Genomic DNA, 14,878 nt, shown 5'->3' on the forward strand with positions numbered 1-14,878 from the left:
AGACGGTCGTGCCGGGGGGAGGTTCGAGGGATGTTCGCTGCGTTCGGGCGGTCGCTGTGGCGGTGGCGCTGGGCGGTACTCGTCGGCTGGCTGGGACTGGTGCTCGCCGGGGCCACCCTCGGCGGGCAGGTCTTCGACCGGCTCGACGACACCGACAACCTCCGCCCGGACGCCGAGTCGCAGCGGGCCGACCGCCGGATCGCCGAACTCCTCCCCGAGGGCCCGACCGTGGTCGCGATCGTCCGGGACCGGGACCCGTACAACCCGGCGCTGGTGGCCAGCGTCGACCAGGTACGCGCCGAGCTGCGGGCCGTACCCGGGGTCAGGGAGGTCGAGGACCTCTACAACGCGGCGGGCGGCCGGATCGGCGCCGACAACCGGAGCACCCTGGTCCGGGTCGAACTGGTCGACGGACTGCCCACCGCCGAGCGGGAGGCGGCCGAGGACCGGGTCGTCGCCCTGCTGCGCGGGATCGACGCGCCGCAGGTGCTGGTCGGCGGCGACGAACTGGCCGAGCGCGCCTTCGCCGAGCAGGCGGTCTCCGACGCGGCCGTCGGCGAGTCGATCGCGCTCGGCGTACTCCTGGTGGCGCTTGTGGTGATCCTCGGCGGCCTGCTGGCCGGGGTGCTTCCGCTGCTCGCCGCGCTCGCCGCCGTCGCGGTGACCCTGCTCGGCCTCTACGGCCTGACCGCCGTCACCGGAGTCGGCGAGTTCACCGTCAACGTGGTCACCCTGCTCGGCATCGGCCTGACCGTGGACTACGCGCTGCTGCTGGTCGCCCGGTTCCGCGAGGAACGCGGGGACGGGCCGGAGCAGGGCGATCCGGTCGAGGCGCTGGCCCGGACGATGGCGACCGCCGGGCGTACCGTGCTGATCTCCGGCCTGGCGGTCGCGGCCTCGATGGTCGGGCTGCACGCCTTCGCCGAACCGCTGCTCGCCGCGATGGCGCTCGGCGGCGCGCTGGCGGTCACCCTGGCCACCCTCGCCGGGCTGACCCTGCTGCCGGCGCTGGTCGCCGTAACCCACCGGCACATCCCGGCACCCGGCGCCCGGACCTGGGTGCGCCGGGCGCTGGCCGCCGCCGCCCGCCCGGTCCGCGGCACCGCCGGCTCCCGGCCGGATACCCCGGACGCCCGCCCCGGCCTGCTCGGCCGGCTCGCCGGGTACGCGCAGAGCCGGCCCGGCCCGGTGGCGTTCGGCGTCACCGCCGGGCTGCTGCTGCTCGCCCTGCCCTTCCTGGCCGGCGCCAACCTGGCCAACTCCGACGCCCGGGCGCTGCCCCGCTCGACGGAGGCCCGGCAGGTGCACGACGTGCTGCTGCGCGACTTCGAGGCGGGCCGGGCCGACCCGGTCAGCCTGGTGGTCGCGGCCGACCCGGCCAGCGCCGAGGTGCGGGACCTGATGAACCGGCTCAACACCCTGCCACAGGTGATCCGGATGCAACCCCGCCCCGACGTACCCGGTGCGGCGCTGGTGATCGACCTGACGCCCCGGGGCGCGACCGGCGGCCCCGAGTCCCGGGAACTGGTCCGCGCCGTCCGCGCCCTCGACCAGCCCCTGCCAGTGCTGGTCGGCGGGCCGGCCGCCGAGGTGGTCGACTACCGCGACTCGGTCGCGCAACGGCTGCCGTACGCCCTGCTCGTGCTGCTGCTGGTCACCGGCGGGCTGCTCTTCGTGCTCACCGGCTCGCTGGTGATCCCGGTGAAGGCACTGGTGATGAACGTGCTGACCCTGCTCGCCACCCTCGGCGTACTGGTGGTGGTCTTCCAGTGGGGGGTGGGCGCCGGACTGCTCGGCGTGGAGTCCTGGGGTGGGATCGACCTGACCACCCCGGTGCTGCTGTTCGTGTTCGTCTTCGGGTTGTCGATGGACTACGAGGTGTTCCTGCTGGCCCGGATCCGCGAGGAGTGGCGGCGCTGGTCCGGACTGCATACCCCGGCCGCCCGGACCCGGGCCGGGCAGCGCGCCGTACTGGCCGGGATCGTCCGGACCGGTCCGGTGGTGACCTCGGCGGCGGTCTGCATCACCATCGTCTTCCTCGGGTTCCTGCTCGGCGACCTGACCGCCGTCAAGGAGATCGGCTTCGGCATGGCGGTGGCCGTGTTCCTCGACGTCACCGTGGTACGCGGGCTGCTGATGCCGGCGCTGATGAGCCTGCTCGGCGAGTGGAACTGGTGGGCGCCGGCCCCGCTGCGCCGGCTGCACCAGAGGTACTCCGGAGACGCCGGAGCGGCCAGCCCGGAGGCGCCCGGCGTGAGGGATCCGTCACCGGCCGGAATCGGTCATCAGTGATCTGTCGGATATCTGTGTCCTCTTCCGTCGGTAGCGCGACGTATCTATGTGAGGGTTCCTCGGGCCTGCGTAGTCTTCCTGCCCATGACTCCGGATCATGGCGCTGACCGGGTTCCGGGTGGCTTCGCCGAGTTGCTCCGCCGGTGCCGGCTGGCGGCCGGGCTGACCCAGGCCGAACTCGCCGAACGGGCCGCCGTGGGGATCCGGACGGTCCGTGACCTCGAACGGGGCCGGGCGTCCCGGCCGCAGCGGACGACGATCGAGCTGCTCGCCGCCGCGCTCGGCCTGGCCGGTCAGGACCGGGCCGACTTCGTCGCGCTGGCCCGGGGCCAGGCCGGCCCGGCGGTGGAGTTCGGCACCGGCACCGGCACCGGCACGCCACCCCGACGCCTGCCGCCGCGCGGCTTAGGCCTGCCCGAGCCGGGTGAGCTGATCGGGCAGGACCGGGACGTGGCGGACCTGGCGGCGATGTTGACCGAGCAGCCCCGGGTGGCGCGCGGCGTGGTCAGCCTGGTCGGCCTCGCCGGAGTCGGCAAGACCGGCCTGGCCCTCAAGGTCGCCCGGGAGGTCACCGACGACTTTCCCGGCGGCACCGGCGGGATCGTGATGATCGAGAATTCCACCGTGGGCGACGTGCTCTCCGTCGTCGCCACGGTGTTCGGCGTCGGCCGGGCCAGCGACCTCGCCGGCCGGTTCTCGGACGCACCCTCGCTGCTGCTGGTGGACGCCGTCGAACGGGCGCCCGGGGCGGCAGCCGAGGCGCTGGCCCGGCTCGCCGAGATCGCGCCGACGCTGCGGGTGCTGACCACCGGTCGGCACCCGGTCGGGCTCGCCGGCGAACGGGTCCGGCCGGTCACCCCGCTGGAGGTGCCGCCCGCCGACGCCCCGGCAGACCTGGCGGTGGCGGCGGACTATCCGGCCGTGGCGCTGCTGCTCGCCCGGCTGCGCCAGATCGGTCGCGAACCGCCGCACCCCGACGAGGTGGCCGCGCTCGTCGAGCTGGTACGCCGGCTCGGCGGACTCCCCCTCGCCATCGAACTCGCCGCCGCGCACGGCCGGGTGCTCAACTTGAACGAGCTGCTCGACCGGTACGGCAACCGCCTGCTCGACCTCGGCACGCCGCCGGTGGCCGGTGAGGCGGTGGTGACCCTGCGGGACGCGGTGGCGGCGAGCTACCGGCTGCTCGACGCCGACGAGCGGGCCGCTCTGCGCCGCCTCTCGGTGTTGCGCAACCGCTGGTCGGTGGAGTTGGCCGAGGCGATGCTCGCCCCCGACCCGGCCCCGCCCGGCGGTTCTGTGGGCCCCGAACCGACGCCGCCGGGCACGCCGGTCGGACCCGGCCGGTCGGTCTCGCCGGGCACTCCGGGGCGGCTGGCGGAGGATGCCGACGACCGGACCGGCTGGCCGGTCGACCCGGTTCGGCTGCTGGACCGCCTGCTGGCACACGGGCTGATCGGCTCCCGGGGTACCGGCCCGCTGCGCTTCCGGGTGCTGGACGTGGTGCGGGACTTCGCCGCCGAACGTGCTGCCGCCAGTGGCGAACTGGCCGCGATCCGGCGTCGGCACGCCTCGGTCTTCGCCGGGCTGGCCGCCCGGGTGGCACCGGATCTGGCCGGCGCCCGGCTCGTCGAGGCGGTCGGCCGGCTCGACGAGGTGGCCGGTGACCTGTGGACCGCGCTCGCGTACTCGGCGAACGACGATCCGCACACCGCGTTGTGGCTGGCCGGGAACCTGGCCCGCTGGTGGCGCTACCGGGGGCGGGACGTGGCCGGCCGGCAGTGGCTGCGCCGACTGCTGGACGATCCGCGTACCGCCGACGCCGATCCGGCGGCCCGCGCCTGGGCACAGGTCGGCGTCGCGCAGCTCGCCCTGGAGCACGGCGCCGGACCGCAGGAGTTGCCGACCGTCGAGGCGGCGGTGGAGACCTTCCGGCGGCTCGCCGACGTCTCCGGTGAGCTGGCGGCCCGGAACGTGCTCTGCGGGGTGTGGACCGCGCTCGGCGGGCACGACGAGGCGCGGCGGCACGGCGAGGCGGCGCTGGAGCTGGCCACCCGCACCGGCCGGATCCGGGAGATGGCGGTGGCGCAGAACAACCTGACCTGGCACGAGATCCGGGTCGGTGACCTGGGTGCCGCCCGGCGCCGGCTGGCCGCGGTGGACCGGCTCGCCGGGGAGTGCGGTGAGGAGCGGCTCCGGGTGCTGGCCCGGGCCAACCTGGCCGAGGTGGCCCGCCTGGAGAGCCGGTACGTGGACGCGGTCCGGCAGGGTCGGCGGGTGGTGGCCGCCCTGGCCGACCTCGGCGACCCCGGGCACCGCAGGCGGGCGCTCGGCACCGTCGGTCTGGCCCTGAGCCAGGACGGGCGGCTCGACGAGGCGGCGGTGGTACTCGCCGAGTTGCGGGCTCGGAAGGTGGGCGAGGCCGGCCCGGCGGAGTTGGAGTCCGAGCCCTCCCGGCCGGACGAGATCCCGCCCCGGGACGACGGTATCTGTGCGCTGATCGAGGCGAACCTGGCGATGCAGCGGGGTGACCGGGAGTGGGCGGCCGAGTGGTACGCGGCGGCCGTGCGGGCCTGTGAGGGCTCCCGGGACCTGCGGGACGTGGCGGAGGCGCTGGTCGGGTTGGTGGCCAGCAGTGATGATCCGGCGGCGCGGGCGACGGCGGTCAGGCGCCTGCACCAGGTGTGCCGGGAGGGCGGGATCGTCCTGCTGCCCCGGGAACGCGCCCTGGCCGGCCTGACGGACGAGGAGCCATCTCGGGGCCGTGGCGAGCCACCTTGGGGCCGTGGCGCGAGCGAGACAGCCCCCCGACAGAGCCCTCACTGATCCCCGCCCGCGCCACGTCCCCAGAGCCCCCCGGCTGCCAGAAGACTAACCAGCTTTGCTTGCCCGTTTTGTGTGTTTGATGGGTGAAGCGACGATATGCACGTGACTTCTGCCGGTCTTTCTGCCGGTGGGCATGCCGATGCCAGACGTCCCATCCGGGGCATAAGTCAGCATCGGGGCCGGCCGTCGACCCGCCGGCGCCGGCTCAGCAGGCGGTGGTCGCCTCGGCGGCGGTGCCGACGCTGCCGGCGGTGGCACCGGGATGGACAGCGTCCCGGACGATCCGCAGCGAGTCGAGCAGGCCCGCCAGTTGGGCCGGTTCGAGCTGACCGATGAACCAGTCCTGGATCAGTTGGACGTGGCCGGGAAGCGTCTCCGCCAGGCGGGCCATCCCGGACTCCGTCACCACCGCGTACGCGCTGCGCCGGTCGGAGGGGCAGGCGCGGCGGCGGAGCAGGCCGTCCCGCTCCATCCGGTCGACGACCCGGGTGACGCCGCTGGTCGAGAGAGAGGTCTGGGCGGCCAGGTCGGTCATCCGGAGCTGGTGCTCGGGCGAGCGGGCGAGCCGCATCAGGACCTCGAACTCGACAGTCGACAGCCCGTGCTCCTCGAACTGTGCGGCAAATCTGGCGGCGAGCCCGGCGTACACCTCCATGACCAGGCCCACGGCCGTGATCCGGGCGTCGTCGTGCAGGTTCTCGGTCACGAGGCCATCGTAGCAGTAGTTGACACCGGGAATATTGCTGTGACTATAGTTGCTCTGTCAGTCATCGGTCACACAACCTATCTCCTGGGAAGGCATCACCATGACCAGCAGCGCCGAGCCCGCCACCACCCGTACCTGGGAAGGGCTGACCATCCCCACCGCCGGCACCTACCTGCTCGACCAGGCGCACAAGCGCGTCGGTTTCGTGGCCCGGCACATGATGGTGAGCAAGGTCCGCGGCCAGTTCCGCGATGCGGAGGCGACGATCACCGTCGGCGAGGACCCGCTGGAGTCCGCGGTGACCGCGACCATCCAGGCCGCCAGCATCGACACCGGCGCCGACGACCGGGACAACCACCTGCGCAGCGGCGACTTCCTGGAGTCGGAGAAGTACCCGACCCTGGAGTTCCGCAGCACCGGGGTCAAGTCGCACAGCGGCAACGAGTTCGTGCTCACCGGTGACCTGACGATCAAGGACGTCACCAAGCAGGTCGACCTGGAGGTCGAGTTCGAGGGTGCCGGACGCAGCCCGTTCGGCCAGGACATCTTCGGCTTCACCGCGAGCACCGAGATCGACCGCGAGGACTTCGGGCTGACCTGGAACGTGGCGCTGGAGACCGGCGGCGTGCTGGTCGGCAAGAAGATCAAGATCGAGATCGAGGGCGAGGCCATCCGCCAGGCCTGACGCCCGGTACCCCGGCCGGCGCGGTCGGATCCGAGACCTGGATGCCCCGGTTGCCGATCAGATGGTGACCGGGGCGCCTCTTTGGGTAATGCGCCCGGTGGAAGAGGTGGTCCGATCGTGTGCGAGGGTGGACGCAGCGCCGCTGTCCGCTCACGCTGAGGTGGCGGGCGCTGTGGTTCTGGCCATCGGCGCACGGCGCTCCTACGGTAGTGATTCGAACGCGCTTCCCGGGGCAAAGGCCTCTGGACTGCGCAGACAGCGCCTCGCGGCGGGAGGGTCGATGGGCCAGGACGTGTCGGAGGTCCCCTTCACCCGGGAGGACCGGATCCGCTACCGGCAAAAGGTACGCCGGTGTCTGGACGTCTTCGCGCTCATGCTGGACGACTTCGGCTTCGACGCCGACCGGCCGACCACCGGCCTGGAGATCGAGCTGAACCTGGTGGACGCGAACGCCGAACCGGCGATGCGCAACGCGGAGGTGCTGGACAACCTCGCCGACCCCAGTTTCCAGAGCGAGCTGGGCCAGTTCAACCTCGAACTGAACGCCCGGCCCCGGCTGATCGAGGGCGCCGGCTTCGCCGACTACCAGCAGGACCTGCGGGCCAGTCTCGGCCGCGCGGAGGAACTGGCGGTCAAGTCCGACGCCAACATCATCCTGATCGGCATCCTTCCCACCCTCACCCCCCGGCACCTGGTCCGGGACAACCTCTCCAGCAACGAGCGCTACCAGGTGCTCAACGACCAGATCGTCGCCGCCCGGGGCGAGGACATCGAGCTGGACATCCGGGGCGTCGAGCGGTTGCAGACGCACACCGACTCGATCGTCTCCGAGGCCGCCTGCACCAGCCTCCAGTTCCACCTCCAGGTGGCGCCGGACAGCTTCGCCGACTACTGGAACGCCTCCCAGGCCATCTCCGGGATCCAGGTCGCGCTCGGCGCCAACTCGCCGTTCCTGCACGGCCGGCAGCTCTGGGCGGAGACCCGGGTCGCCCTCTTCGAGCAGGCCACCGACACCCGCCCCGACGAGCTCAAGGCCCAGGGGGTACGCCCCCGGGTCTGGTTCGGCGAGCGGTGGATCACCTCGATCTTCGACCTGTTCGAGGAGAACGTCCGCTACTTCCCGCCGCTGCTGCCGATCTGCGACGACGAGGACCCGGTCGAGGTGCTGCACAACGGCGGCATCCCCCGGCTGCCCGAGCTGCGGCTGCACAACGGCACCGTCTACCGGTGGAACCGGCCGGTCTACGACATCATGAACGGCCGCCCGCACCTGCGGGTGGAGAACCGGGTACTCCCGGCCGGCCCGACCGTGATCGACATGCTGGCCAACGCCGCCTTCTACTTCGGCCTCGCCCGGGACCTGGCCGAGGGCGACCGGCCGATCTGGAGCCAACTGACCTTCAGCGCGGCCGAGGAGAACTTCCACGCCGCCGCCCGACGGGGCATCGACGCGGTGGTCACCTGGCCCAGGCTCGGCGAGGCGAAGGTGACCGAGCTGGTGCTCGACGTACTCCTGCCGAGGGCGGCCGCCGGGCTGGACCGGTTCGGTGTCGGCGCCGAGCACCGGGATCAGCTGCTCGGGATCATCGAGCAGCGCTGCCGTACCAGGCGCAACGGCGCGGTCTGGCAGGTGGAGGCGGTGCAGGCCGCCGAACGCGGCCGGGGGATGGACCGCTCCGAGGCCCTGCACCACATGCTGCACCGGTACGGCGAACTCCAGCGGACCGACGAACCCGTGCACACCTGGCCGATCGACTGACCCGCCCACCCGTCCGACGACGCGAGCCTGAGCCCTGAGCCCTGAGCCCTGAGCCCTGAGCCCGGGGCGGGTCGGGTCGGGTCGGGTCGGGTGAGCGGGAGCGTTCGGTGGGAGCGTTCAGCGGGAACGGCGGCCGAACCTGCCGAGCCTGCCCTTCGTACCGCCCTCGCCGCCCGGCTCGGTCGTCTCCGCCGACCCGGTCGAGGTCGACGCACCGGCGGTAACGGCCGAGGTCGGCTGCTCGGCGTCACCGGTCTCCGGCTTGCCGGCGCTGCTCTCCGGCCTGCCGGCGGTGCTGGTCTCCGACTTGCCGGTGCTGGTCTCCGGCCTGCCGGCGTTGGTCTCCGGCCCGCCGCCGGTGGCGGCCGGCTCGGCGGTGGGCGGGGTGGACCCGCCGTCCGACCCGGGATCCTGGCCGTCGTCGTTGATGGCGGCGGCGCGGCGGCGGTGGCGGGAGGCCCGCGTCTCGTCGGTGCCGCGCCGGACCGGTCCGGTCGGCTGGCCGGGCAGCCGGGCGGACCGCCTCGCCAGGCCGGTCGGCTCGGCACCCGGGTCGGTGGCCGGCTCGGTGGCCAGGTCGATGTCCGGGTCGACGTCCGGCGGCGTGTCCGGGCGAGCGCCGGACGGCCGGGGACCGGCCTCGGGCGCCGAGTCGGTGCCGGACGCGGGACCGGTCCCGGGTGCGGCACCGGGCCCGGAACCCGGGGCGGCGGCGTCCGGCTCTGCGGCCATCGTCTCCGCCCGCTGCGCCAGTGCCGCCACCAGCGCCGACCCGGCGAGTCCGGCCACCACCGCGTACGGCGCCATCAGGTGCGCCGACACCTGCTCGGGGCGGATGCCCACCAGCCGGGGCGCGGCGACGAAGTAGGCGACGGCCACCAGCAGCGGCCCGGCGATGCCGGAGACGACGGCGCCGACCCGGGTCGCCGGCCGGCGGGCCGCCGAGCGGGCGACGAGCGCGCCGATCAGCAGCGCCGAACCGAGTGACAGGGCGGCACCGGGCCAGTAGAAGTACTCGCGGAACCAGAAACGTTCGCCGTCCGAGGTCAACTGCCAGACGCCGAGCTGAGCCGCGGCCAACCCGCGCCCCGAGAGTACGCCGTCGACGACCGAGATCAACGCCAGCGCCCAGAGCCAGCAGACCGTACCGAGGACGTTGCCGGCGACCGCCGGTGACGAGATCGCCCAGATCGCCGCGACCAGCCCGAGCAGTACGCCGAGCACCGCATAACCGGCGGCCACGGTCTGCGGAGCGGACGTGTCGGCACGCACCGCCGCCCGTGCGGGTACGGCGACCAGCACCACGGTGACCAGCGCGCCGACCGCGGCGGAGACGGCGAGCACGGCCCGCCACAGCAGACCGCCCAGAGCCGGCTGTCGACCGCCGGCCGTCCCGGTGGAGCGTCGCGCCCCGCCGCCGAGCCGGTGTGCGCAGACCGCACCGGCGATGGTCGAGGTGGCGGCTATCCAGGTGGCCCAGGTGAGGCTGGCGACCCAGGCCGCCTCGCTCGACCCGCCGGCCGGCGGCAGCCAGGCGATGATGCCGAGCCCGTAGCCGAAGCCCAGTTGAGCGGCGCCGGTGCCGGCGGCAACGCCGACCGCCGTCGCGACGGATCCTCCCCAGCCTCGTGCGGCCATGCGGGGCAGCGTAGCGTCCATCCGACGTGCACGGCGAGCCGTGAACCGGCGGCAGCCGGCCCGACACGTACCGTGGTCGGTTGCGCTCCGGTGGCCGACCCGCCGATGCTGTCGGGCAACACTTCCAGGGGTCGGACGGGACAACGGCGTGACTTGCGCACGCCGGACGGCGAGGCAGGGTCGCACATGACGGATGAGGCTGTGGCGGGACACCCGCACCCCGACGGCGGTGGCTCGAACCGTACGGGTCTGTTCGCGGGAGCGGCCGTCGGACTGGTCCTCTGCGCCGTCGTGGGCGCACTCGGCGGCTACCTGCTGGCCGGTGACGGAGGCGACCCGGACAACCGGTACGACGCCGGCGGGCCGACCCCGACGGCCGAGGCGACGAGCAAGCCGCCCCGGAGTACGCCGACCCGTACGCCCAGCCGCCGGCCGAGCAGCACTGCGCCGCCGATCGGCCAGATGCCCCTGCCGAACGTGGTCGGGAAGGACTTCGAGGCGGCCCGGGAGGAGTTGCGGCGGCTCGGTCTCGGCGTGCAGTTCGTCTTCGGTCGGGCCGGCGACGACCGCACCGTCGCCAGTACCAATCCGAAGGCCGGTACGGCGGTGAAGCGGGGCATCACGGTGCGGCTCACCGTGGTCGGCGCGGCGCCGGAGGTGGTGGTGCCCGAGCTTGTCGGCGAGTCCTGCAACCTGGCCGCGCGCCGGCTGGTCGAGGACGGGCTCTATCCGAGCTACCCGACCGGGGAGCGGGGCGCGGTGCGCAACCAGGACCCGACCGGCGGGACGGTGGCCCGCTGGAACGATCGGGTCCGGCTGTACTGCTCCGACGCCCCGGCACCGGAGGGCACCCCGACGCCGTAGTCCGAGGGTTGGCGGCGCCGGACGGGTGGACCCGCCCAGCTGGTGCGTCGGAGCAGCGGGGACGTCCGGTTCGTGCACCGGGCCGGCGCGGACACGCCCGGTCGCGACGTTGGTGGTCGGCAGGTCCGGGCGGATAGGTTGACGGGGTCCGCCCGGTCAGGTCCGATGGCGAGAGGACGTGCCATGTCCGACGACCCACGACAGCCCTCGGACGACCGAGGGGTGGACGGAGACCGGGGCGGGTCCGACGTACCCGAGAGTCAACCGCCCCCCGGCCCCGGCCCCGGCCCCGGCGCCGCACCGACCGGTGCCGGTCCGGACGACGCCACCACCCGGATCGGCGGGACCAGCCGGCAGCCCGGCACGCCGGGGGCCACCGCACCGATCCCGCCCCGCGAGCCGGCCTGGTCGGGCCGGGCCGGAGTGCCGCCCCGGGGCGTGCAGCCGCCCCGCCAGCCGCAGCCGGAGTGGGGCTACGACGCGGATCCGGACGACCGGCGCTGGTGGATGCCGATCCTGATCGGCACGGTGGCGGTGATCCTGCTCGGCGTCCTGGCGGCCGCCGGATGGTGGATCGTCGACTCGGCCGGCCGCGACGGTCCCGCCGCTCCGTCCCCGACGGCGACCACCCCGGCACCGACGCCGACCACCGCCCCGCCGACCACCCCGCCGCCCAGCACCGCGGCGCCGACCCCGAGTGCCACGGCCGGAGCACCGGTGCTGGTGCCTCCGCTCGTCGGACTGTCCCAGCAGGAGGCGGTGGCCGAGTTGGAGCGGCTGGGCCTGGTGGCCCGGATCCGGCCGCAGACCTCGGGCCGGCTGCCGGGGACCGTGCTGGACACGGATCCGTCGACGGGTACGGAGCTCGAGCGGGGTGCCGAGGTCGTCCTGGTGGTCGCCGTGCCGCCGACCGGTGCGCCGACCACCGAACCCGGTCCGGTCGGCCCGACCCAGCCCACTCCGGGCGGCTGACCGCCGGCACGCCGACCGGTCACCAGTAGCGGCGTCGGGTGCCGACCATCACCAGCCCGACGGCCGAGATGGCCAGGCCGAGCAGGCCGGAGTACGCGAGTGAACGCCGGTAGCCCGGCGGCGGCCCGTCGGTGTGCGGCGCCGGCCCGGCCCGCCGTTCCTCGGCCCCGGCCGGTTCCGGCGCCGGGCCGGTCGGCGCCGGATGGCCGCCCCGGTTGTCGCCGCCGCGGTCGTCGCCGGCCCGGGAGGCCGGGTCGGGGGTGCCGGCCGCCCCCGCCCGGCTGCCCTGGGCAGGCAGCCGGTGCCAGGTCCGGCCGCGCCACTCCGGCCAGCCCTGTGGTTCCCCGTCGGTGTCGGGCGCGGCGGTTGTCGGGCCGGGCGCGGCGGTTGTCGGGCCGGGCGTGGAGGGTGCCGCCGGACCGGGCGCGGCGGGCGCTGCCCGGCCGGGTGCGGCGAGCGCCGCCGCGCCGTGACCGCCGTGACCGCCGTGACCGCCGTGACCGACGTGACCGGCGGGGTCGACCGGGTCGACCGGGTCAGCGGGGTCGGCGAGCTCGGGGTCGGCGAGCTCGGGGTCGGGGTCGGGGTCGGCAGGGGCCGGCGGCGCGGGATTGGCGGCCGGATGCCGTACCGAGGGCGGCCGGCCGGTGCCGGTGCCGCTCGCGCAGCCGGGCAGGCCGACGGTGATCAGGATCAGCAGCACGCTGACCCGCATGTTCCGACACGTGGTCCGGTGTCGGTCGGAGGTCTCGACGGCCATCGGCGGCTCCCAGGATCGGGGCCCTCGACGACGCGCGGGTGGCAAAGCGGTGGGGTGGGACACTCCCAGTCTATTGCGGTGGCCGGGCGCGTTGTCCGGCCTTCCGCCAGATGCGGTGCCCGGGGCCGGCCTTTCGTCAGATGCGGTGCCGGGTGCCCGGCCTTCCGTTCAGAAGCGGTGCCGGGAGGCCGGACCGGGGTGGGTGGGCGGTCAGCCGACCCGGACCCGGGCGTCGACCGTGCTGGAGTTGGTCCGGAGCGGGCGCCGGGGCTGCGGATAGTTGTGCCGTCCGGAGTTGGCCTGGAGCTGGCGCAGCCCGTTGACCTGCACGAATATCGACCGCCGTTCGACCGCGTCGCCGCTCGGGTTGAGTTCGTACCCGTCGAGCCAGACCCAGCCGTGGTAGGTCTGCCAATCGTGCACCCGGATCACCCGGAAGTAGATCGGAGCGGCGAACTGGACGCTTGCCGCGCGGGTCACGTGGAGCACATCACCGGAGCGGGGAAGGGGCACATCAGCTCCTGTCCGACTGGCGCCGGGGGGCCGGCGGAAGTGGCGGGCGGGTGTCTGGTGGTGGTCCAGGCGCGGTCCGGGACGCGGTTGTCGGGTGGCCGTCCGCGTCGGCCGGCCGGAGTGGTGGCGTCGGCCGGGGCGATGTGTCGTTGCCATCACATCGCCCCGGGCCGACGCCTGTCGACTCCGGGACGCGCCAGCCGCCGTAGCGGCTCTGGCATACAGCGGCGGGGGCTCTTACCCCGGAGCGGGGCTTCTCGCCGTACCGCCGGCACGACCGTCCCCGCGGTCAGGCGAGAATGGGGGAGCATTGCGTCGCCTGACCGGATGGGAACGCTGCGTAGCCCGAGCCATACGGACAGGGTGCATCAAGAACATGATCAATGCAAGTTGCAGTTTGCCCTTTGCTCCGGGATGGCGATAGTGGATGTTACGGCGCTTGTCGCGTCTTGCGTCCAACCGGCACACTGGACCAGGTTTCGGCCCCCTGTGGCCGACATGGTCATCGCGCCATCCGCCGCGAATGGACCCCCGTCGATTGGCGGTCGAACCTGCGGCGGCAATCAGACTCCTAATTGATCGTCCGGAGGTGATCCGGTGACCGAGCGCCGGAGCCCGACCATCCGCCGACGCCGGCTCGGCGCCGAACTGCGCCAGCGCAGGGAGAAGGCCGGCGTCACGATAGAGGCCGTCGCCGAGTTGCTGGAGTGTTCCGCGTCCAAGGTGTCCCGGATCGAGACCGGGCACACCTCGGCCACCGTCCGGGACGTCCGCGACATGCTCGGCATCTACGGCGTGACCGGTGCCGAGTGCGACGAGCTGATCCAGATCGCCCGGGAGGCCCGGCAGAAGGGCTGGTGGCACCCGTACAGCCCGGTGCTCGCCGGGGCGTACGTCGGGCTGGAAGCTGCCGCCGCCTCGATCCGGGCGTACGAGCAGCAGACCGTGCCCGGGCTTCTGCAGACCGAGGAGTACGCCCAGGCGATGATCCGGTCCGCCCGCCCGGACTGGGTCGCCGAGGAAGTCGACCAGCGGGTCCGTGTCCGGTTGGGTCGTCAGTCGTTACTTGACCCGGACGATCCGATCGATCTGTGGGTGGTGCTCGATGAGGCGGTGATCAGCCGGCCGGTGGGCGGCGACGCGGTCATGCGGGCCCAGTTGGAGCGGCTGGTGGAAGCCGCTGACCTACCGAACGTCACGCTCCAGGTCCTGCCGTTCGAGGCCGGTGCACACGCTGGCATGGACGGCACTTTCACCATCCTGGGCTTCCCGGAACCGGGCGATCCGGATGTGGTGTACGCCGAAAACGCCACAGGGGGTCTTTTTCTGGAGAAGCGGGATGAACTACAGAAATACATATTCATCTTCGATCATATCCGAGCGGCGGCCCTACGCCCGGAGGAATCCGTCGCGCTGATTTCGAAGCTGGCAGAGGAGCCATTGTGGAAGTGGAGACAAAGGGGTACCGCGTCGACCTGAGCGGAGCAGCCTGGCACAAGAGTTCGCGTAGCGGACCGAATTGTGACAACTGCGTCGAGGTGGCCTTCGCGGGCGGCGCGATCGCGGTACGCGACTCCAAGAACCCGACCGGGCCGGCCCTGATCTTCACGCCCGACGAGTGGGACGCCTTCGTCGGGGGCGCCAAGGACGGCGAATTCGACCTGACCTGAGGATTCGACCTGGCCTGACGGTCAGCGGAACCTGCGAACAACCCGGCGCGGTCGTCCGGTCGGCATCCGAGCCGGCCGCCGGCCGCGCCGGCCGCGTCCACGGCCGGTGCCGCACCCGTCGCCGGTGACCGGCCGGCTCGTTGTACCAGGCGGCGGAGTCGGCATGACCGGCCGCTTCAGGGGGTTCGCACACCGA

Annotated in this window: 12 protein-coding genes; 8 read left to right on the forward strand and 4 right to left on the reverse strand. The window is 73.6% G+C overall.

The window, feature by feature from the left end; genetic code table 11:
* Positions 1-30: 30 nt before the first annotated feature.
* Both O7626_RS34660 and O7626_RS34665 read left to right on the forward strand, forming a co-directional pair.
* Complete coding sequence (locus O7626_RS34660) at positions 31-2,292, forward strand: MMPL family transporter (protein ID WP_278065193.1); 2,262 nt, start codon at positions 31-33, stop codon at positions 2,290-2,292.
* 84 nt (positions 2,293-2,376) lie between these two features.
* Positions 2,377-5,115, forward strand: a complete 2,739-nt coding sequence (locus O7626_RS34665) for a helix-turn-helix domain-containing protein (RefSeq protein WP_278065194.1) — start codon at positions 2,377-2,379, stop codon at positions 5,113-5,115.
* A gap of 205 nt (positions 5,116-5,320) precedes the next feature.
* Here O7626_RS34665 and O7626_RS34670 read toward each other — a convergent pair whose 3' ends face one another.
* Positions 5,321-5,821, reverse strand: coding sequence for a MarR family transcriptional regulator (locus O7626_RS34670; protein ID WP_278065195.1), 501 nt, complete (start codon positions 5,819-5,821; stop codon positions 5,321-5,323).
* A gap of 100 nt (positions 5,822-5,921) precedes the next feature.
* On the opposite strand from O7626_RS34670, the gene O7626_RS34675 reads away from it, so the two are divergent.
* Positions 5,922-6,506: a YceI family protein gene (locus O7626_RS34675; protein WP_278065196.1), complete on the forward strand. Its 585-nt coding sequence runs from the start codon at positions 5,922-5,924 to the stop codon at positions 6,504-6,506.
* 280 nt (positions 6,507-6,786) lie between these two features.
* The gene (locus tag O7626_RS34680) at positions 6,787-8,265 is read left to right on the forward strand and encodes a glutamate--cysteine ligase (protein ID WP_278065197.1); all 1,479 of its coding nucleotides are present in this window, start codon (positions 6,787-6,789) and stop codon (positions 8,263-8,265) included.
* Positions 8,266-8,382: 117 nt separating this feature from the next.
* On the opposite strand, the gene O7626_RS34685 is transcribed toward O7626_RS34680, so the two are convergent.
* On the reverse strand, positions 8,383-9,903 hold the full coding sequence (locus O7626_RS34685) for a hypothetical protein (protein ID WP_278065198.1): 1,521 nt from the start codon (positions 9,901-9,903) through the stop codon (positions 8,383-8,385).
* 186 nt (positions 9,904-10,089) lie between these two features.
* On the opposite strand from O7626_RS34685, the gene O7626_RS34690 reads away from it, so the two are divergent.
* Both O7626_RS34690 and O7626_RS34695 read left to right on the forward strand, forming a co-directional pair.
* The gene (locus O7626_RS34690; protein WP_278065199.1) at positions 10,090-10,767 is read left to right on the forward strand and encodes a PASTA domain-containing protein; all 678 of its coding nucleotides are present in this window, start codon (positions 10,090-10,092) and stop codon (positions 10,765-10,767) included.
* Positions 10,768-10,950: 183 nt separating this feature from the next.
* The gene (locus O7626_RS34695) at positions 10,951-11,739 is read left to right on the forward strand and encodes a PASTA domain-containing protein (RefSeq protein WP_278065200.1); all 789 of its coding nucleotides are present in this window, start codon (positions 10,951-10,953) and stop codon (positions 11,737-11,739) included.
* Between the two features lie 19 nt (positions 11,740-11,758).
* Here the strand turns inward: O7626_RS34695 and O7626_RS34700 are convergent, their stop codons facing one another.
* Positions 11,759-12,499: a hypothetical protein gene (locus tag O7626_RS34700; RefSeq protein ID WP_278065201.1), complete on the reverse strand. Its 741-nt coding sequence runs from the start codon at positions 12,497-12,499 to the stop codon at positions 11,759-11,761.
* Positions 12,500-12,709: 210 nt separating this feature from the next.
* A complete protein-coding gene (locus tag O7626_RS34705; RefSeq protein WP_278065202.1) occupies positions 12,710-13,012 on the reverse strand; it encodes a hypothetical protein in 303 nt (100 codons plus the stop codon).
* A gap of 597 nt (positions 13,013-13,609) precedes the next feature.
* Between O7626_RS34705 and O7626_RS34710 the strand changes: the two genes are divergently transcribed.
* Entirely contained in the window at positions 13,610-14,491 is an 882-nt protein-coding gene (locus O7626_RS34710; protein ID WP_278065203.1) for a helix-turn-helix transcriptional regulator, read from the forward strand.
* The gene (locus tag O7626_RS34715; RefSeq protein ID WP_278065204.1) at positions 14,461-14,682 is read left to right on the forward strand and encodes a DUF397 domain-containing protein; all 222 of its coding nucleotides are present in this window, start codon (positions 14,461-14,463) and stop codon (positions 14,680-14,682) included. Before O7626_RS34710 ends, O7626_RS34715 begins: the two co-directional genes overlap by 31 nt.
* The last annotated feature ends 196 nt before the right edge of the window (positions 14,683-14,878 follow it).

The organism is Micromonospora sp. WMMD1102 (assembly GCF_029626265.1).
Lineage (GTDB): Bacteria > Actinomycetota > Actinomycetes > Mycobacteriales > Micromonosporaceae > Plantactinospora.